Origin of the sequence: Hymenobacter actinosclerus, from assembly GCF_900111515.1 — a bacterium.
Classification (GTDB): Bacteria; Bacteroidota; Bacteroidia; order Cytophagales; family Hymenobacteraceae; genus Hymenobacter; species Hymenobacter actinosclerus.
This window is the reverse complement of the sequence record NZ_FOHS01000001.1, coordinates 1033583-1050726: the sequence shown is the minus strand read 5'-3', so window position 1 is coordinate 1050726 and position 17144 is coordinate 1033583. Positions and strand designations below refer to the sequence as shown.

The window sequence follows — 17144 nt, the reverse complement described above, 5'->3', positions numbered from 1 at the left end:
CTATCTTAAAAGCTCCTAAACAATCGGGCCATGCAGCGCAGGAGCATTACAATCATTGGGGGCGGATTTTCGGGCTCCATGCTGGCCGTACAACTGGCCCAGCTGCCGGGGCAACCCTTTCACTGCGACGTGCATTTGGTGGAGCCCCGGCCCGCGCCGGGCCCGGGCCTGGCCTATACTGCCCGGCGGTCGGAGTACCTGCTGAATGTGCCCGCCAAGGCCCTGAGTGCCTTCCCCGAGCAGCCCGACCACTTCGAGAACTGGCTGCGCATTACCGGAGCTGAGCAGGATTGCCAGGATGGTTTCTGCACCCGCCAGAGCTACGGCCGCTACCTGCAGCAGCTGGTGGGCCAGGTGCTGGAGTGGCCCGCCATGAATGGCATGACCTGCCAGTGGCACAATTCGTCGGCCCTGAGCGTGGAGCCCGACCCCAGCGGGCCGGGTGCCGTCGTGCGGCTGCGCAACGGCCAGCTTCTCCGCTCCGATCTGGTGGTGCTGGCACTGGGCAATTTCCCGCCCGCCGTGCCCACGCCCCTGCCCCACGACTACGTCAGCCACCCCGGCTACCATGGCAGCCCCTGGGCCGCCGGGGCGCTATCGAGCATCAAGCCCACCGATGATGTGCTGCTGCTCGGCTCGGGCCTGACGGCCGTGGATGTGCTGCTGGGCCTGCGGGCCGATGGCCACCAGGGCCGCCTGACGGTGGTTTCGCAGCACGGCCGCTGGCCCACTGCCGCTGTGCCCGGCGCGCGCGCCTACCCCAGTTTCTGGGCCCCCGAGCTGGCCGGCCTGGCCAGCGTGGGTGCGGTGCTGCGCGTCGTGCGCCGGCACGTGGCGGCTGCCCGGGCGCAGGGCCTGCCCTGGCAGCCCGTGCTCGACTCGCTCCGCCCCGATCTGCCGCGCATCTGGGCCGGCTGGCCGCTGGCCGAGCAGTCGCGGTTTTTGCGGCATCTGGCCGGCATCTGGTCGGTGCTGCGCCACCGCAGCCCCCCCGGCAACGCCGCAATTATTCAGCAGCTGCTGGCTTCGGGGCGGGTGCAGCAGCTGCGAGGCCGGGCGCGCGAAATTGTGCCGGCCGACGAGGATTTGCTGGTAACGGTAAGCCGCGCCGGCTACCCCGATCAGCCGATTACAGCCCGGCACGTCATCACCTGCACCGGCCCGCTGCTTAACTACAGCCGCATTCAGGAGCCGCTGGTAGTGCAGCTGCGCGAAGCCGGCCAGCTGGTGCCCGATCCGCTGGGTTTGGGCATGCTGACTGATGCCGACGGCGCCCTGCTCGACGCAGATGGTCAGCCCTCCGAAATACTATTCACCCTGGGCCCCAGCCGCCGCCCCGCCTACTTCGAGTCGACGGCCGTGCCCGAGCTACGCGCCCAGGCCGTAACGCTGGCGCGGCTGCTGGGCCAGCGGCTGCGGCAGCTGGAGCACGCCAGGGTGTAGCGTCCCATTAATCTTCATCCGCAAAAAGCCCCGCCTCCTAACCGATAGGGAGCGGGGCTTTTCATGGCTGAAACCCGTGAATTACTGCATCCGGGCAGCTACCTCAGGCCGCCAGCTCGCTGGGCGGGTAGAGGGGCAGCACGCGGGTATCGGTGCCGGGCTCGGGGAAGGGCAGCGTGGGCAGCTCGGGATACTGCTGGGCCGCAACCGGGGTGCTACGGCGCAGGGCCCGCATGAGCAGGTACTTGTATTTCTCGGCATCAGCCAGGGCAGCTTCTACGGCCTGCAGCGCATCGGTGTAGGCCACTACCGGCACCGATTCGGCAGCTTCACCGGTTGGGTAGGTCAGCTCAAAAACCGGGCAGGCGAGGTATTCGGCGGGCATCTTCATAGGGCAGAAAACTTCGTGGTTAGCGGATGTAAAGCTAACTAAATTAGCAGCTATTTAATTCCTTCCATAGACGTTATTTCCGGCCGTAAAGATACATTCAGCCGCTACTTAGCGGCCTTTATTTTTAGCACGATTTTGCCGAACTGCACGCCCTCGTCCATGCGGCGCAGGGCCTGCTCGCCCTCGGCCAGCGCGAAGGTTTCGTCAACCACCGGCACCAGCTGGTGCTGCTCCACCAGGTCGACCATATCGGCGAAATCCTGCTCGGTGCCCATGGTGGAGCCCAGCAGCGAAAGTTGCTTCCAGAACACCTTGCGGGCGGCCAGCTCGGGCACGTCGCCCTGGGTGGCGCCGTAGAACACGATGCGGCCGCCGGGGGCCGCGGCGTCAATCAGGTCGTTGAAGCCGGGGCCGGCCGCGCTGTCGATGATAAGGTCGAAGCCACCGCCGGCCTGCTTGGTAAGCGTAGCGGGCCACTTTTCGGTTTTGTAGCTGATGCCGCCCTTGGCGCCCAGCTTCACGGCCCGGGCAATTTTTTCTTCCGAGCCCGACGTTACCCAGGCTTCGGCACCGGCGGCTACCACCATCTGCAGGGCCAGCAGCGCCACGCCACCGCCCACGCCACTGATAAGCACCCGCTCGCCGGCCTGCACCTGCCCCCGCGTGAAGGCGGCCCGGTAGGCCGTGAGGCCTCCCAATGGCAGGGTGGCGGCCTGCTCGAAGCTCAGGTGCGCCGGTTTGGCCCGTACGGCCGCGGCCGGCACGGCCACGTACTCGGCAAACGTCCCATCGTCGGGAAGCCCCAGAATCCGGAAGTCGCGGCCCTGGGCGCGGGAGTCGGAACCCCAGCCCTGGCCCGCGTTGATGAGCACGGCCTGGTGCAGCAGGCTTGCGGGCGCGCCCTCGCCCAGGGCCGTTACTGTGCCGGCGCCATCAGAACCGAGGATGATGGGGAATTTGAGGCCGGCATACTGGCCCTTCTGAATCCAGACGTCGCGGTGGTTGAGGGCAGCGGCGTGCAGCTGCACCAGCACCTGCCCGGCACCGGGCGTGGGCGTAGGCACATTTTGCAGGGTTACGGGCTGGTTGATACCAGAAAGAACGAGAGCTTGCATGAGGTGAGATGGTGAGATGGTGAGATGGTGAGTAGTGAGTAGTGAGTAGTGAGTAGTGAGTAGTGAGTAAAAATACGGGCGTCATGCTGAGCGCACCGGAGCGGAGTCGAAGTATCTCTACTGCTGGCTGATCAACTTAGCCGCAATGTCAGCACGCGAGATGCTTTGCGGGGCTCAGCATGGCGTTCTTTTCTACGGATCAGCTACAGAAACCGGCTTTGCAGCGCCGGGGTGGGCAGCCAGCAGCTTTCCTGGCGGCCAAACCAGCGGTAGCGGTGGCGAGCGATGAGGCGGTACACGGCGTCGCGCAGGGGGCGCGGAAACCAACGGCCGGCCCGGGCCAATGCGGTCCAGCGCCCGCCCAGCCGGGCCAGAATCTCCAGCGCCGCCGCCGAATGGGTGTAGGCCCGGCCGTCGGCCAGCAGTACCACCGAGTCGGGCTCGGGAGGCGCGGGCAGCCGGTGGGCCCGCAGCAACTCCTGCCCCGCCGCCGACTGCAACGCGGCAAACCGGAACTGCCCGGCCGCATCGTGCCGGATAACAAACTGCACAAAGCCGTTGCACAGGTTACAAACGCCATCAAAGAGAATCACCATATTCTGAGCTTTCAGCTGCTATAGTCGTTGCAGATTGGTTGGCGAAAATCAGGGCTTTTGTAGAGACACAACATTTTGCGTCTCGTTGTTGAACGATATGCCTTGACGGTTCCAGCGTAGCCGTTCAACGAGGAGACACAGAATATTGTGTCTCTACCCCGTTCCCGCTAACCACCTTGTAATGAGTATAGCTGTTAGCTGAATGAACGGAAGCTGTCAGCTAATAGCTATGTGTTCTCGGTTAACAACAAATCCTGGAACCAGAAGGCGGCTTCTGGGGCCCCGCTGCCGGCCGGGGCCGGGTAGGTGCGGCGCACCTGCTCGCCGCGCTGCACTGCAAGGGGGCTGCTGAAGTAGGGTGCGTCGTACACGAAGGAGTGGTATTCGCCGTTTTCGCCGCACGAGTCGACGCCGGGCGGCAGGTCGCGCAGAAACTCCTGGTTCAGCTCGCGGCCGCAGAAGCTGCGGTCGAGGTGCCGCTCGTTGATGCACACCACCACGGCCCGGAAGCCCAGCGCCAGGTACTCGGCCAGCACCTCGGCGTTGGGCCGCTGCCAGAGCGGAAAAACGGCTTCCAGGCCCAGCGCGGCCAGCTGCTGCTCGCGGTAGCGGCGCAAATCTTCCAGATGAATGTCGCCGAATACCGACCGCGCGACGCCCCGCGCCAGCAGCGGGGCCAGCGTGGCGCGCATCAGCTGCTCGTAGGCGGCCATGTCGGGGGTTTCGGGCAGCAGCAGCTGCGTCAGGGGCAGGCCGATGCGCCGGGCCTGGGCTTCGAGCAGCGCCGTGCGCACCCCGTGCATGGAAACGCGGCCGTGGTGGGCGTTTACACTCGTGAGCAGATCGGTTATATGCAGGGTGGGGTCGCGCAGGGCGTGGTAGAGCGCCAGGGCCGAATCTTTGCCCCCGCTCCAGTTCATCAGCGTCGGAATTGCCATCGGGCGAAGGTACGGCCCAATGCAACCCCGGGCCCATGCGGCACGTTTGCCGGGGGTAGCCGCTTCTTACTTTCTTCCCCTGACCTTACGTCCTATGAACCGCCTGTTTTCTTTCTGCCTGCTTGCCACCCTGGGCCTCGGCCTCACTACCGCCTGCGACTACGATAACGGCCCCGGCAAGGAGCCCCAGTTCAGCCAGGATTTCACCAACGGCCCCGAAGCCACCGCCGCCGATACCGACCTCGACAGCGTGAGCCAGAGCCAGAATGCCTACACGCCCATCGGCAAAGGCTCGGCCGCCGACCAGAAAACGTCTACGAACTCGGCTGTAGAGGCCGCTGCCGGCACCTCGCCTACCGGTTCGATGCCCCAGACCAACGACGAAGCCAAGTCCACGACCCGCGAAAACTAACCGCGGCCCGGCCGCACCCGCTTACCGGATTTTTCCGGCTCTACCGCCCTACCTATCCGCTCTCCTTTCCGCCACTAGTAACTTAAATGCCCCACCGGACTATCCGGCGGGGCATTTGAGTTGAAGAACAGTAGCGGTAGGCGGCCGCTTATAAATCCCAGGCGCGGGGTTGGGGCTTGCCGACGTCGGTGCCCTTGGTCAGGGCCAGGCCCATGCCCACTGTCAGGGCATCCTCGAAGCCGCCGGTTACTGCGCTCGGCAGGCCCGATTCCTGGGTTGCCTGCTTGCGCAGGAAGAAGCTTAGGTAAGTACCCGCAATAGCGGCCAAACCGCCTAAAACGGCCCCGTTGAGGGTTTTATCGTGGTTGATACGGAAAATGGTGGCGCCCACCAGGCCCCCCGATACCATCCGACCCAGCAGCACCGGGGCCGCAATGCGGTCGGGAGTGGCGGGCAGTTTGTCGCCCACCATTTCGCCGGCGGCCAGCAGCTTGAGGCCCTGGGCCACCCAGTTTTTTTGCAGGTAGCGCAGCGGCGAGCCGGCCAGGGCTTTGGGGTGATAGGTAAGCAGGTTGCTGCTCAGCAGCGCCGGGGCCGTCATGCTGCGGAAACCCGCCAGCGTGCCCAGCCCGATGGTTTGCCATTGGTATTTGGTCATGATATAAAGAAGCTAGAAGTTAGGAGCTAGTAGATAGAAGCAAACGTCTGCCGCTCTACTTCGCCGAAAAACCTTTCTACGCAAAACCGGCCGTAACAACGAAGCATTTCAACGAAACAGCTCTTGGGGCCGGCCCAGCACGGCCGACGGCCGCTTCTATCTTCTAACTGCTAGCTGAATTGACAAGGTAAATTGGTATGCGGAACGTCATTCAGAGCGCAGCGAAGAATCTCGCCTGAATTCGTCCAACGGCTGTTCGAGCGAGATTCTTCGCTGCGCTCTGAATGACGTTCTGTACACCAAATTAGCCTGTCAGTTCATCTAGCTTCTCAAAACCTCATTTCTCATTCGCCGCCCAGGTGTCCATTTTGCGCTCCAGCACGGCCAGCGGCATCACCCCGTCGCGCAGCAGCTCATCATGGAAGTCGCTCAGACTGAAATGGGCGCGGTTCTGGCCGGCGTACTCTTCGCGCAGGCGGTGGGCATTGCCGCCCAGCTGCTGCTCGTACTTCTGGCGCAGCTCCCGGATTTTAAGCGCCCCGATTTTGTAGCTCAGCGCCTGCCCCGGGATAGCCATGTAGCGCTCAATTTCGGCCGTGGCCCCGTCTTCGCTGATGGCTTCGTTGGCCATCATGTACCTGATGGCCTGCTCGCGGGTCAGGTTCTTGGTGTGCATGCCCACGTCTACCACCAGGCGCACGGCGCGGTGCATCTCGTCGCCCAGCGAGCCCATGTACTGGTAAGGGTCGGTGTAGAGGCCCAGCTCCTTGCCCAGGCTTTCGGCGTACAGCGCCCAGCCTTCGCCCATGGCCCCGTACCAGGCAAAGCGCCGGAACCTGGGCAGTTCGGTGTTTTCCTGCTGCAAGGAAATCTGGTAGTGGTGGCCCGGAATGGCCTCGTGCAGAAACAGCGACTCCATGCCCGAGGTGATGTTGAACTTGGTGGCGTCGAGAATCGGGAGGTAGAACACACCGGGCCGCGAGCCGTCGGGGGAGCCCTGGTTGTACTCGGCCGAGGCGGAGGCGGCGCGAAAATCCTCGGTCTGCCGGATTTCGAACGGCGTTTTGGGCACCCGGCCGAACATGGTTTTCAGGTTGGGCTCCATTTTGGCCTGAATGGCCCGAAACCCATCGAGCACCTCCTCAGGCGTTTTGTAGGGCATTAGCTTAGGGTCGGTTTTGAGGCTCGCGAAGAAGGCCTTCAGGTCGCCCTTGAACCCTACCTGCTGCTTCACCTTTTCCATTTCCCCCCGAATGCGGGCCACTTCTGCCAGGCCGGTCTGGTAGATTTCTTCCGGGGTTTTGTCGGTGGTCGTCCACGTCTTTACCAGGTAGCGGTACATTTCCGGGCCGCCCGGAATGGCCGAAATACCGGTGCTGGCGCGGGCTTTGGGCAAGTATTCGGTTTCGAGGAAGTCGCCCAGCTTCTTGTAGGCCGGCACCAGCTCCGTGAGAATGGCCGTCTGGTAAGCGGCCGTGAGGCGCTGCTTGTCGGCGGCGGGCAGGTTAGCGGGCAGTTTTTTGATGGGGCCGTAGAACAGGCTCTGGGTGGGGTCCTTGGTTTCCATGGCCCGCATCTGCGGAATCATTTTCAGCACCAGCGCCCGGGGCAGCACCACGCCGGCGGCCATGCCCTGCCGGAAGTTGGCAATGGCCGTATCGGTCCAGGCCGTAAAACCGTGCACCCGGCCCAGCCAGTTGTCGTAGTCCTGCGCCGTTTTAAAGGGCTGCACACCCTCGCCCGAGCCGTACTGGCCCATGCTCAGCGGCAGGCCCCAGAACTGCTGGAACGGCATCATCCAGGTATTGAGCTTGAGGCCTTCGAGCTTGTTTTGCAGGTCGTACTCCAGCATATCGTAGCTGGTTTTGTCGTTCACCGACAGCTTTTCGCGCTTGAACTGGTGCAGGCCGTCGAGGTATTTCTGGTAGAAGGCGCGCAGCTGCTCCCGGAAGGCCCGGGTACCGTCGTTGGGCAGCTGGTCGTTGAAACGGTTGTCGCCCTGGGTGGTAGCTTCCAACGGAAACAGCCGGGAATTTTCCTCCCAGTAGTAGTCAAACAGCTTGTTGATATCCTTTACGTTTTTCAGGTTGGGCGCGGTGTAAGCGGCCGATTCGTCGGCGGCTTTTTGCTGCTGGTCGCAGCCGCTCAGCAGCGCGGCGGCCAGCAGTGCGGGGAGGATAAGGTTCTTCATCGGATCACGGATTAGCACGGATTTCAGCGGATTGCACGGATTTCGTAGGCGCCCCTTCGGAGGCTCGGTGGGCGGGGTAGTGCTACCCTGAATCACCCACTAGACAAGCCTTTTTTGCTGCGGAAAGGTAAGCACGTTTTGAAGCAGAACTATAGGGCTAAGTCAACCTTTGCCGGCCGCCTGAGTTATAAAGCCTCACTCAACCAACCGCAACTCTTATGGAAGACTTAACCGGCAAAACGGCCCTGGTAACGGGCGCGGGCAAAGGCATCGGGCGCGCCATTGCGCTGGCCTTGGCCGCCCAGGGCGTGCGCGTGGCCCTGCTGGCCCGCACCGAAACCGACCTGCAAACCGTGGCCCACGAAATTGAAACCGCCGGCGGCCCGCCCGCCGTGGTGGTAACGGCCGATGTGGCCGACCGCGCCGCCGTGGACGCCGCCGTGGCCCAGGCCCTGGAGCAGCTGGGCAGCATCGATATCCTCATCAACAACGCCGGCATCGGCACTTTCGGCAAGTTCATGGACATGGAGCCCGCCGACTGGGAGCACATCATTCAGGTGAACCTGCTGGGCACTTACTACGTGACCCGCGCCGTGCTGCCCCAGATGCAGCAGCGCCAGACCGGCGACATTATCAACGTGGCTTCTACCTCGGGCCTGCGGGCCTCGGCCGGCTCCAGCGCCTACAGCGCCTCCAAGTTCGGCCTAATGGGCCTCACCGAGGCGCTGATGCAGGAAGTGCGCAAGCAGAACATCCGCGTGTCGGCCCTCACGCCCAGCACCGTGGCCACCGAGCTGGCCACCACCAATAACCTCACCGACGGCAACCCCGAGAAAGTGATGCAGCCCGAAGACCTGGCCGAAATCGTCATCAGCCAGCTGCGCCTCAACCGCCGCATCTTCATCAAGGAAGCCAGCATGTGGAGCACGAATCCCTAGGAGGGTGCCTCACCCCCTAGCCCCATCTCCGAAGAGCAGAGGGGGAACTAGATACTAATTTTTAGCCTAGTGGTGGCTGATCTATTGCTAGAAGACTAAAAGCTAGTTCCCCCTCTCCTTTTCGGAGAGGGGGCTAGGGGGTGAGGCGCTACGGGAGGACGTAATTCCTAATTCTTACTTACTTTTTCCAGTACCAGCTGGTTCATGGGGTTGGGCGTGAGGCCCTGCACGTTGTTCTGGGTCAGGCGCACCACTTCATCGTAGTACACCGCAATAACGGGGCATTCGGCCACGATGATACGGTCCATGGCCTGGTAGAGGGCGTAGCGCCGGGTGTCGTTCTGTTCGAGTTTGGCCTGCTGGTAGAGGCGGTCGTAGGCGGCGTTTTTGAAGTGGGTTTTGTTGGGGCCGGCGGGCGCGAAGTTGGGGCTGTAGAACAGGGCCAGGTAGTTTTCGGCGTCGGGGTAGTCGCCCAGCCAGCTGCGGGTGAAGAAGGCGGCGCGGCCGTTGTCAATCATTTCTCCGTGGGCGGCGCCCTGGTTCACGTCGATATCGACCAGCACGCCCACCTCGGCCCACTTTTTCTGGTAGTACTCGCACAGCTCCTTGGTTTCGGCCACGGTGTTCAGGCGCAGGCGCAGCGGCTTGCCTGGGCCGTAGCCGGCCGCCGCCAGCAGCTTCCGGGCCTTGGCCAACTCATAGCTGTAGCCGGGCACTTTGGCGGCGCTGAACGAGGGCAGCGAGGCCGGCACGAAGCCCGAATTGCCCGGCCGGCCCACGTTGTTGAGGAAGTAGGCCAGCAGCTCGGGCTTGTTGAGGGCGTAGTTGAGCGCCTGCCGCACCCGTAGGTCCTGCAAGGCGCGGCCGGTGGCCAGATTGTCGCCGCGCAGGTTGGTCAGGTCCTGCTGCATGCCGATGTACTCGGTGTTGAGGTAGGGCACTTTCTGGAGCCGGAACTTGCCCCGGAAATCCTCGCGCACCGTGCCGTCGGGGTACATAATCAGGTCGCGCGAGCCGGCGCGGATACCGCTCAGAAAGTCGAGCTTGCCCTGCATAAAGGTCAGGAACTCGGTTTTGCGGTCCTGAATGAAGGTAATCTGCACCGCGTCGAGGTAGGGCAGCCGGCGGCCCTGCGCGTCCTTCTTCCAGTAGTTGGGGTTGCGGTGGTAGATGATGGCGTTGCCTTCGTCCCACTCCTTGAACATAAACGGGCCGGTGCCCACCGGATGGGCCCGGAAGTCTTTGCCCCACTTGCGCACGGCTTCGCGGGGCACCACGTAGGCGTAGGGCATGGTCAGGATACCCAGGAACGGGATGAACGGCTCTTTCAGGTGAATGCGCAGCGTGGAGTCGTTCACGGCCACGAAGCAGGTATCCGAGGGCTCGCCGCCGGCCTGCTCCAGCACCTTGCCCCGGAAAATCCAGCCGCCGGGGCTGGCGGTGGCCCCATCGAGCAGGCGCCGGAAGCTGTAGACGAAATCGTGGGCCGTTACGCGGCGGCCTTGGCCGCCGGCAAACACGGCGTTGTCGTGGAAGCGGGCGTCGGAGCGCAGCCGGAAGGTGTAGGTTTTGCCGTCGGGCGCAATTTCGTAGCGCCGGGCCAGGCCGGGGCCGGGGCGCAGGCTGTCGTCGAGCTCCACTAACCCGTTGTACAACTGGGTGGTAGCCCAGGTATTGGCCTGGTTGCGGGCGAAGGCCGGGTCGAGGGAGGTGAGGCTTTCGGGCTGGTTGTAGCGGAACACCCGGCGCTCATCGGTGGTGGTGCCGGGGCCAGTGCAGGCGCCCAGCCCCAGCAGCAGCGGCAGGACCAGCAGCAACGGCCTGAGCCGCTGAAAACGCACAAATCCCGCGGCGCGGGGCAGAATTGGAAGCAGGGTAACCATCAAACCGTGTATATTTGCCAAAGGTATCTTCCCGGCCGGGATTTGCTTCGGCGCCGCTTTCCCGCGTTGCGCCAATCCGGCCGCCGCTACCTGAACTAAGCTAACAGCTAGCAGCCATCAGCTAACAGCTTTATTTCGACCTCATGGGCAAAATCATTGCCGTAGCCAACCAGAAGGGCGGCGTGGGCAAAACCACTTCCTCGATCAACCTCGCTGCCTCGCTGGCCGCTTTGGAATATCGGACCCTGCTGGTAGACGCCGACCCGCAGGCCAACGCCACCTCCGGCGTGGGCTTCGACCCCAAAGACATCAGCAACAGCATCTACGAGTGCATGGTGGACGGCATCAATGCCCAGGATATCATCCTGCCCACCAACATTCTGCCCCACCTCGACCTGATGCCCTCGCACATCGATTTGGTGGGCGCCGAGGTGGAGATGATCAACCTGCCCAACCGGGAGGAGAAGATGAAGGACGCGCTGCGCCCGCTGGCCGAGCTCTACGACTTCATCATCATCGACTGCTCGCCCTCGCTGGGCCTGATTACGGTTAATGCCCTCACGGCCGCGCACTCGGTTATCATTCCGGTGCAGTGCGAGTATTTTGCGCTGGAGGGCCTGGGCAAGCTGCTGAACACCGTCAAAATCATCCAGAGCCGCCTGAATGAGGAGCTGGAAATCGAGGGCATCCTGCTCACGATGTACGACGTGCGGCTGCGCCTGAGCAATCAGGTGGTCGAGGAAGTAAAGCTGCACTTTCAGCAGTTGGTGTTCGACACCATCATCCCGCGCAACGTGAAGCTGAGCGAGTCGCCCAGCTTCGGCATCCCGGTCATTCTGCACGACGCCGAAAGCAAGGGCAGCATCAGCTACCTCAACCTGGCCCGCGAAATCGTGGAAAAGAACATCGAGGTGCTCAACGGCACCGGCAACGAGGAGCCGGAAGACGCCGCGGCGTAGGAAACGCACGAAATTGTAGGGGCGGGGCTTGCCCCCGCCCGCCGTTGAACGAATCCGTTGACACGGCGTGAACGGCGGGCGGGGGCAAGCCCCGCCCCTACAACCCGCCTCAGAAAACAGAAACCATTAAGCTTTACAAGCATGCAGCCACGCATAAAATACCTGCTGGGCGCGGCCACCGCCCTGCTCCTGCTGTGGTTCGTGTTTGATGCGCTGACGCAGCCCGGCCCCCAGGACCTCGATGGGGACTTTACCGAAGTGGCACTGTACCGCAACGAGAACAACACCGGCCCGGTGCAGCGCATCTATGCCGTTACGGTGGCCGACACCGTTCGCTGGGCCGAGATGCAGCAGTACGGCGAGTACATGCCGCACACTAAGTACGGCAACACCCGGGTGTATTTCTTCTCCGCCGCCGGCCCCGCACCCCGGGCGCTGCAACCCGGGCCGGTGCCCTTCGCGCCCGAGCTCCAGGCTAAGTGCCTGGCCGTGTACGAGAAGGATTTGCAGAGCAACGTCAGCTTTAAGCGCCGGCCCTTCGGGCAGCCGTAGCCCCGGGCCGCACCGGCGGGCGGTTTTTCTCCTGGCTGGGTTGCAACCTCGACCGTAGCGGCCGGCAAATTTTGCGGGGTAAGTGGCTCGTGGCCGCGTGTTTCACGGTTTTTCTCTTCGCGTGGAACATTTTTATCCCGGCTTCCCGCTTGTTTGTGTATTTTTGACTCCCGCTTTTGCTCCGTGCTATTGGGTGAGGGCGGCTTGCTGGTATGTCTGAAAAAAACGAAGAGAAAAACGCTGCCGCGGCAACTCCCAAGCGCCGGGTAGGTGGCCTGGGCCGCGGCCTGAACGCCCTGATTGAAGGCAGCTACGAGAAGAAGAGCGAGCGGCTGGGCCTCGTGCCCCACCCCGTCAACTCGATTGGCCTGATTCCGGTCGGACACATCCAGGCCAACCCCTACCAGCCCCGCACCCACTTCGACCAGGATGCGCTGCAGGAGCTGGCCGAAAGCATCCGCGTGCAGGGCATCATTCAGCCTGTTACGCTGCGCCAGACGGGCACCAACTCCTACCAGCTCATTTCGGGCGAGCGGCGCCTGCAGGCCTCCAAGCTGGCGGGCCTCGATGCCATTCCGGCCTACATCCGCAAGGCCGACGACCAGCAGATGCTGGAAATGGCCCTGATTGAGAACATTCAGCGCGAAAACCTCAACGCCATCGAAATTGCCCTCAGCTACCAGCGCCTGGTGAGCGAGTGCAACCTCAAGCAGGAGGAGTTGGGCGAGCGGGTGGGCAAAAACCGCTCGACTGTTACCAACTATCTGCGCCTGCTCAAGCTGCCGCCCGATATTCAGATTGGCCTGCGCGACACGGTTATCAGCATGGGCCACGCCCGCGCCCTCATCAGCATCGAGAGCATGGACCAGCAGCTGGCCCTGTTCCGCCGCATTGTGGCCGAGGAGCTGTCGGTGCGCAAGGTGGAGCAGCTGGTACGCGGCGGCGCGGGGGGCGAAACCGAGAAGAAAACCACAAATCCGACCGAGCCGGTGGTGCCGGTGGCCGAAATCAAGCGCACCGAGCGGCACCTGTCGGAGCGCTTTGGCAGCCGGGTGATGGTGAAGCCGGGGCCCCAGGGCCGGGGCGAAATCAAGATTGCCTTCGACTCGGTGGAGGATATGCAGCGCATTTTGCACATTCTGCAGCCCTCCTAGCCGCGGCGGGTAGTTTATACCAAGGCCCCGGCACGGCGCGTTGCTCAGGAGCCGGCCCTATTGGTCCGGTTTTCCACTGGCCCGCGCGGCCTTTTCCTGCTCTGTTTGTATGCCTGATTTCCGCTATTCCCTGCTTCTCGCCCTAAGCCTGCCGCTGGCTGGCCTGGCCCCGTCGGTGGCCTCGGCCCAGGTGGTTACGGCCGGCACCGACTCGGTGCAGGTAGCCAGTCGGCCAGTTACGGCCGACTCGACGCGGCGCACGGAGCGGCTGCTGGGCATGCGCGTTACGCGGCCTCAGAAGGCGGCGCTGCTGGCGCTGGCGCTGCCCGGCGCGGGCCAGGTGTACAACCACCGCTACTGGAAGCTGCCGCTGGTGTATGGCGGGCTGGGCGGCGTGGGCTACGGCTTATACCACTACCAGACCCTCTACCGCGAATACGTGGATGGCAAGAACGAGCTGATTGCTGGCAAAAAACTCGGCGAGCTGAGTGGCAAGGATGTGCGGCAGGAAACCAGCGAAGCCAACGTACAGCGGGGCATCAACTTCTACCGCCGCAACCGCGACACGTTTATCGCCTATACGGCCGTGGTGTACGGCATTACCATTCTCGATGCGCTGGTAGATGCCCACCTGCGCAACTTCGACATCAGCGACGACCTGAGCCTGCGCCTCGACCCGGCCCTGCTGCCCACTCCGGGCCAAGCCCCGCGCGCCGGCCTGGCCCTCACGCTGTCTGTCAGATAGAAGTTAGGAGCCAGGAGCCAGGAGTTAGAATGGGGATACTGTTCTGCCGGTGCTTTTACCTGACTGAGCTTCTGAACCGACCTCATTACCTCCCACCCCATCACATTCTCCCCCATTACCTCCTATCTACTAGCTTCTAACGCCTAGCTTCTTCCACAACATGAATATTCTCCTGATTGGCTACGGCAAAATGGGCCGGGCCATCGAAGCCCAGGCCCGGGCCCGCGGCCACCAGATTGCCGGCATCGTCGACCCTTCGCGGCCCGGCGCCAGCATCACCGATTTCACGCCCGCCCAGGTAGATGTAGCCATCGAGTTCACCCACCCCGACGCGGCCTTCCAGAACGTGGCGGCGTGCCTGCGGGCCGGCCTGCCGGTGGTGTGCGGCTCGACGGGCTGGCTGCACCATTTTGGCGAGGCCCGGGCCCTGAGCCAGCAAACCGGCACGCCGCTGTTCTACGCCTCCAACTACAGCGTGGGCGTGAACCTGTTTTTCCACTTCAGCGAGTACATGGCGGCCAAAATGCACCAGTTCGGCGGCTACGATGTGCAGGTGCGCGAAATCCACCACACCCAGAAGGTCGACCAGCCCAGCGGCACGGCCCTGACGGTGGCCGAAGGCATTCTGCGCCACTTCCCCGGCAAAACCACCTGGCGCAACGAAGCCACCACCGAGGCCCACGAGCTGGCGGTGCTCTCGGAGCGCGAGGGCGCGGTTATCGGCACCCACCTCGTTACTTACTCCTGCTCCGCCGACACCATCGAGCTGAAACACGAAGCCCACACCCGCGAAGGATTTGTGCAGGGCGCGCTGCTGGCCGCCGAGTGGCTGCCCGGCCGCCAGGGCGTATTTGGCATGAAGGATTTGTTGGGGCTGTGATTTGGTGGTTTGATGATTTAGCGACTCAATGAATTGGTTGATCGTTCTGCCATTCGCCAAATCACCAAACCGCCAAATCACAGTTCGCGCATTATTTCGCATCTTCCAACGTTTAAACCGCAGCGCCCCGGTTCTGGCCGGTAATTGCGCTTTTTCTGGCTCATTTGCATCATGGCAGTACAATCCTGGGAGAAATACCTCGAAAAGAATCCGGCGGGTACGCCTCCGGCCGGCGCGCCCGTGCCCAAGAAGCGCAAGGGCCCCGTACGGGAGTGGGGCGACGCTATTCTGTTCGCCGTTATTGCGGCCACGCTCATCCGCTGGGCCACGTTTGAGGCCTACACCATCCCGACGCCCAGCATGGAGCACACGCTGCTGGTGGGCGACTACCTGTTCGTGAGTAAGCTGCACTACGGCCCGCGCACGCCCCAGACGCCACTGCAGGTGCCGCTCACGCACCAGACCATCTGGGGGACCAACCTGAAAAGCTACTCCGATGCCATTCAGCTGCCTAGCTACCGGCTGCCGGGCTTTTCGGAAGTGAAAAACAACGACGTGGTGGTGTTCAACGTGCCCTTCGAGGCCGAGCACCCCGCCGACCTGCGCACCAACTACATCAAGCGCTGCATCGGCATTGCCGGCGACGTGCTGGAGGTGCGCCAGAGCCAGGTGTTCATCAATGGGAAGCCCGCCGAGAATTTCCCCGAGATGCAGAGCAGCTACTACCTGCAGGTGCCCCAGGCCAACGACGACCTGATGACGGCCTTCAAGGAGCACGGCATTGTGGAGTACAACACGCCCGACGGCATGCCCTACCAGGAAAACAGCGCCGAATACGGCCCCGGCTACCTCATCAGCATGACCCCGGCGGCTTATGCCTACTTCAAGCAGCAGCCCTACGTGAAGGGCATCATCAACCTGCAAACGCCCGTGGGCCAGCGCGAGGGCCAGGAGGTGTTCCCCAACAACCCCGACTACCCCTACAGCCAGGCCCTGCAGAACCCGCCCTACCCTACTTGGAACAAGGACAACTACGGCCCCCTGCAGATTCCTAAGGAAGGCCAGACCGTGCAGCTGACGGCCCAGAACACGCCCCAATACCTGAAAATTATCACCCGCTACGAGCACAACGAGGGCATCACCGTCGATGGCGCGGGCCGGATTCTGCAGAACGGGCAGCCGCTCACGAGCTATACCTTCAAGCAGGACTACTACTTCATGATGGGCGACAACCGCCACAACTCGCTGGATTCGCGCTTCTGGGGCTTCGTGCCCAAAGACCACATCGTGGGCAAGGCCGTGCTCATCTGGATGTCGGTCGACCCCAACGGCAGCTTCCTGAGCAAAATCCGCTGGAACCGCCTGTTCAACCTGGTCCACTAGATCACAGATGTTGCAGATGAAAAGGATGCCACAGATGACGTTCAGCAACTACTGAGTGACTTTGCAGGCTTCTGAAAACACCAACGCCAGCCTATCCGGGCTGGCGTTGGTGTTTTTAATCCTCGCCTCTCAACAACGAGCAAATCTGCCATTGCACATCATCTGCGGCATCCTTTTCATCTGCACCATCTGTGATTTACCAATTAATCGGGGCCTCGTTGTGCTGCTCCAGGTAGGCGTTGGTCTGGCTGAAGGGGCGGCTTCCGAAGAAGCCCCGGTCGGCGGCGTAGGGCGAGGGGTGAGCGGCTTTAAGGACCAAGTGCTTGCGGGCGTCGATGATTTCGCCCTTTTTCTGGGCTGAGGCGCCCCAGAGGATGAACACAACGTGTTCTTTCTGGTCGGAAATGGTTTGGATAACGGCGTCGGTGAACTGCTCCCAGCCTTTTTTCTGGTGGCTGGCGGGCTCCTTGGCGCGCACCGTGAGCGTGGCGTTGAGCAGCAGCACCCCCTGCTGGGCCCACCGGTCGAGGTTGCCGTTGGGGGCCGGGGCCGTGTCGGGCAGGTCGGTGGCCAGCTCTTTGAAAATATTCTGGAGGGAAGGCGGGGTGCGCACACCCTCGGCCACCGAGAAGCTCAGCCCGTGGGCCTGGCCGCGGCCGTGGTAGGGGTCCTGGCCCAGAATCACTACTTTCAGCTCATCGAACGGGCAGGCCTCGAAGGCATGAAAAATCTGTGGACCGGGCGGAAACACCTCGGCCGTGGCGTATTCGCCCTTCACAAAGGCAATCAGGTGTTGGAAATAAGGCTTCTCGAATTCGGGAGCCAGCGCTTGCCGCCAGCTTTCTTCCATCTTAACCGACATAGGAACCAAGATTATTTGTTAGTTTGAGACGACATTGGCAACCC

17 protein-coding genes are annotated in these 17144 nt (G+C 62.7%); 9 read left to right on the top strand and 8 right to left on the bottom strand.

What is annotated here, in order from left to right:
• The first annotated feature begins 30 nt into the window (after nucleotides 1-30).
• On the top strand, nucleotides 31-1443 hold the full coding sequence (locus tag BMY67_RS04530) for an FAD/NAD(P)-binding protein (RefSeq protein ID WP_092768738.1): 1413 nt from the start codon (nucleotides 31-33) through the stop codon (nucleotides 1441-1443).
• Nucleotides 1444-1546: 103 nt separating this feature from the next.
• Here the strand turns inward: BMY67_RS04530 and BMY67_RS04525 are convergent, their stop codons facing one another.
• The 4 genes from BMY67_RS04525 to BMY67_RS04510 all read right to left on the bottom strand — a co-directional run bounded on the left by BMY67_RS04525 (nucleotide 1547) and on the right by BMY67_RS04510 (nucleotide 4483).
• Nucleotides 1547-1834: a hypothetical protein gene (locus BMY67_RS04525; protein ID WP_092768735.1), complete on the bottom strand. Its 288-nt coding sequence runs from the start codon at nucleotides 1832-1834 to the stop codon at nucleotides 1547-1549.
• A gap of 104 nt (nucleotides 1835-1938) precedes the next feature.
• On the bottom strand, nucleotides 1939-2949 hold the full coding sequence (locus BMY67_RS04520) for a zinc-binding dehydrogenase (protein WP_092768732.1): 1011 nt from the start codon (nucleotides 2947-2949) through the stop codon (nucleotides 1939-1941).
• A 203-nt stretch (nucleotides 2950-3152) separates the two neighbouring features.
• On the bottom strand, nucleotides 3153-3545 hold the full coding sequence (locus BMY67_RS04515) for a thiol-disulfide oxidoreductase DCC family protein (protein ID WP_092768729.1): 393 nt from the start codon (nucleotides 3543-3545) through the stop codon (nucleotides 3153-3155).
• Between the two features lie 227 nt (nucleotides 3546-3772).
• The gene (locus BMY67_RS04510; RefSeq protein WP_245744881.1) at nucleotides 3773-4483 is read right to left on the bottom strand and encodes a Dph6-related ATP pyrophosphatase; all 711 of its coding nucleotides are present in this window, start codon (nucleotides 4481-4483) and stop codon (nucleotides 3773-3775) included.
• A gap of 94 nt (nucleotides 4484-4577) precedes the next feature.
• Between BMY67_RS04510 and BMY67_RS04505 the strand changes: the two genes are divergently transcribed.
• The gene (locus tag BMY67_RS04505; RefSeq protein WP_092768723.1) at nucleotides 4578-4895 is read left to right on the top strand and encodes a hypothetical protein; all 318 of its coding nucleotides are present in this window, start codon (nucleotides 4578-4580) and stop codon (nucleotides 4893-4895) included.
• A gap of 148 nt (nucleotides 4896-5043) precedes the next feature.
• Here BMY67_RS04505 and BMY67_RS04500 read toward each other — a convergent pair whose 3' ends face one another.
• Together BMY67_RS04500 and BMY67_RS04495 are read right to left on the bottom strand one after the other, a co-directional pair.
• A complete protein-coding gene (locus BMY67_RS04500; protein WP_092768720.1) occupies nucleotides 5044-5553 on the bottom strand; it encodes a DUF4126 family protein in 510 nt (169 codons plus the stop codon).
• A 337-nt stretch (nucleotides 5554-5890) separates the two neighbouring features.
• Nucleotides 5891-7744, bottom strand: coding sequence for a DUF885 domain-containing protein (locus BMY67_RS04495; protein WP_092768717.1), 1854 nt, complete (start codon nucleotides 7742-7744; stop codon nucleotides 5891-5893).
• Between the two features lie 218 nt (nucleotides 7745-7962).
• On the opposite strand from BMY67_RS04495, the gene BMY67_RS04490 reads away from it, so the two are divergent.
• A complete protein-coding gene (locus tag BMY67_RS04490) occupies nucleotides 7963-8682 on the top strand; it encodes a 3-ketoacyl-ACP reductase (protein WP_092768714.1) in 720 nt (239 codons plus the stop codon).
• 167 nt (nucleotides 8683-8849) lie between these two features.
• On the opposite strand, the gene BMY67_RS04485 is transcribed toward BMY67_RS04490, so the two are convergent.
• On the bottom strand, nucleotides 8850-10499 hold the full coding sequence (locus tag BMY67_RS04485; RefSeq protein WP_245744879.1) for an ABC transporter substrate-binding protein: 1650 nt from the start codon (nucleotides 10497-10499) through the stop codon (nucleotides 8850-8852).
• Nucleotides 10500-10708: 209 nt separating this feature from the next.
• On the opposite strand from BMY67_RS04485, the gene BMY67_RS04480 reads away from it, so the two are divergent.
• The 6 genes from BMY67_RS04480 to lepB all read left to right on the top strand — a co-directional run bounded on the left by BMY67_RS04480 (nucleotide 10709) and on the right by lepB (nucleotide 16238).
• Complete coding sequence (locus BMY67_RS04480; RefSeq protein WP_092768708.1) at nucleotides 10709-11524, top strand: ParA family protein; 816 nt, start codon at nucleotides 10709-10711, stop codon at nucleotides 11522-11524.
• 141 nt (nucleotides 11525-11665) lie between these two features.
• Complete coding sequence (locus tag BMY67_RS04475; RefSeq protein WP_092768705.1) at nucleotides 11666-12076, top strand: hypothetical protein; 411 nt, start codon at nucleotides 11666-11668, stop codon at nucleotides 12074-12076.
• Between the two features lie 212 nt (nucleotides 12077-12288).
• A complete protein-coding gene (locus tag BMY67_RS04470) occupies nucleotides 12289-13230 on the top strand; it encodes a ParB/RepB/Spo0J family partition protein (protein WP_177189682.1) in 942 nt (313 codons plus the stop codon).
• Nucleotides 13231-13339: 109 nt separating this feature from the next.
• Nucleotides 13340-13975: a DUF5683 domain-containing protein gene (locus BMY67_RS04465; RefSeq protein WP_092768703.1), complete on the top strand. Its 636-nt coding sequence runs from the start codon at nucleotides 13340-13342 to the stop codon at nucleotides 13973-13975.
• A gap of 160 nt (nucleotides 13976-14135) precedes the next feature.
• Complete coding sequence (dapB, locus tag BMY67_RS04460) at nucleotides 14136-14855, top strand: 4-hydroxy-tetrahydrodipicolinate reductase (protein ID WP_092768700.1); 720 nt, start codon at nucleotides 14136-14138, stop codon at nucleotides 14853-14855.
• A 171-nt stretch (nucleotides 14856-15026) separates the two neighbouring features.
• Nucleotides 15027-16238 carry a signal peptidase I gene (gene lepB / locus BMY67_RS04455; protein ID WP_092769611.1) on the top strand — a complete coding sequence of 404 codons (1212 nt, stop codon included), beginning with the start codon at nucleotides 15027-15029 and terminating at the stop codon, nucleotides 16236-16238.
• Between the two features lie 196 nt (nucleotides 16239-16434).
• On the opposite strand, the gene BMY67_RS04450 is transcribed toward lepB, so the two are convergent.
• Nucleotides 16435-17100, bottom strand: coding sequence for a uracil-DNA glycosylase (locus BMY67_RS04450; RefSeq protein WP_092768697.1), 666 nt, complete (start codon nucleotides 17098-17100; stop codon nucleotides 16435-16437).
• Nucleotides 17101-17144: the final 44 nt, after the last annotated feature.

Bases quoted from the DNA above. Each gene is read 5' to 3' on its own strand.
- BMY67_RS04515 (WP_092768729.1), bottom strand. From the start codon at position 3,545: ATGGTGATTCTCTTTGATGGCGTTTGTAACCTGTGCAACGGCTTTGTG.
- BMY67_RS04480 (WP_092768708.1), top strand. From the start codon at position 10,709: ATGGGCAAAATCATTGCCGTAGCCAACCAGAAGGGCGGCGTGGGCAAA.
- lepB (WP_092769611.1), top strand. From the start codon at position 15,027: ATGGCAGTACAATCCTGGGAGAAATACCTCGAAAAGAATCCGGCGGGT.
- BMY67_RS04475 (WP_092768705.1), top strand. From the start codon at position 11,666: ATGCAGCCACGCATAAAATACCTGCTGGGCGCGGCCACCGCCCTGCTC.
- dapB (WP_092768700.1), top strand. From the start codon at position 14,136: ATGAATATTCTCCTGATTGGCTACGGCAAAATGGGCCGGGCCATCGAA.
- BMY67_RS04500 (WP_092768720.1), bottom strand. From the start codon at position 5,553: ATGACCAAATACCAATGGCAAACCATCGGGCTGGGCACGCTGGCGGGT.
- BMY67_RS04470 (WP_177189682.1), top strand. From the start codon at position 12,289: ATGTCTGAAAAAAACGAAGAGAAAAACGCTGCCGCGGCAACTCCCAAG.
- BMY67_RS04520 (WP_092768732.1), bottom strand. From the start codon at position 2,949: ATGCAAGCTCTCGTTCTTTCTGGTATCAACCAGCCCGTAACCCTGCAA.
- BMY67_RS04450 (WP_092768697.1), bottom strand. From the start codon at position 17,100: ATGTCGGTTAAGATGGAAGAAAGCTGGCGGCAAGCGCTGGCTCCCGAA.
- BMY67_RS04490 (WP_092768714.1), top strand. From the start codon at position 7,963: ATGGAAGACTTAACCGGCAAAACGGCCCTGGTAACGGGCGCGGGCAAA.
- BMY67_RS04495 (WP_092768717.1), bottom strand. From the start codon at position 7,744: ATGAAGAACCTTATCCTCCCCGCACTGCTGGCCGCCGCGCTGCTGAGC.
- BMY67_RS04530 (WP_092768738.1), top strand. From the start codon at position 31: ATGCAGCGCAGGAGCATTACAATCATTGGGGGCGGATTTTCGGGCTCC.
- BMY67_RS04465 (WP_092768703.1), top strand. From the start codon at position 13,340: ATGCCTGATTTCCGCTATTCCCTGCTTCTCGCCCTAAGCCTGCCGCTG.
- BMY67_RS04510 (WP_245744881.1), bottom strand. From the start codon at position 4,483: ATGGCAATTCCGACGCTGATGAACTGGAGCGGGGGCAAAGATTCGGCC.
- BMY67_RS04525 (WP_092768735.1), bottom strand. From the start codon at position 1,834: ATGAAGATGCCCGCCGAATACCTCGCCTGCCCGGTTTTTGAGCTGACC.
- BMY67_RS04505 (WP_092768723.1), top strand. From the start codon at position 4,578: ATGAACCGCCTGTTTTCTTTCTGCCTGCTTGCCACCCTGGGCCTCGGC.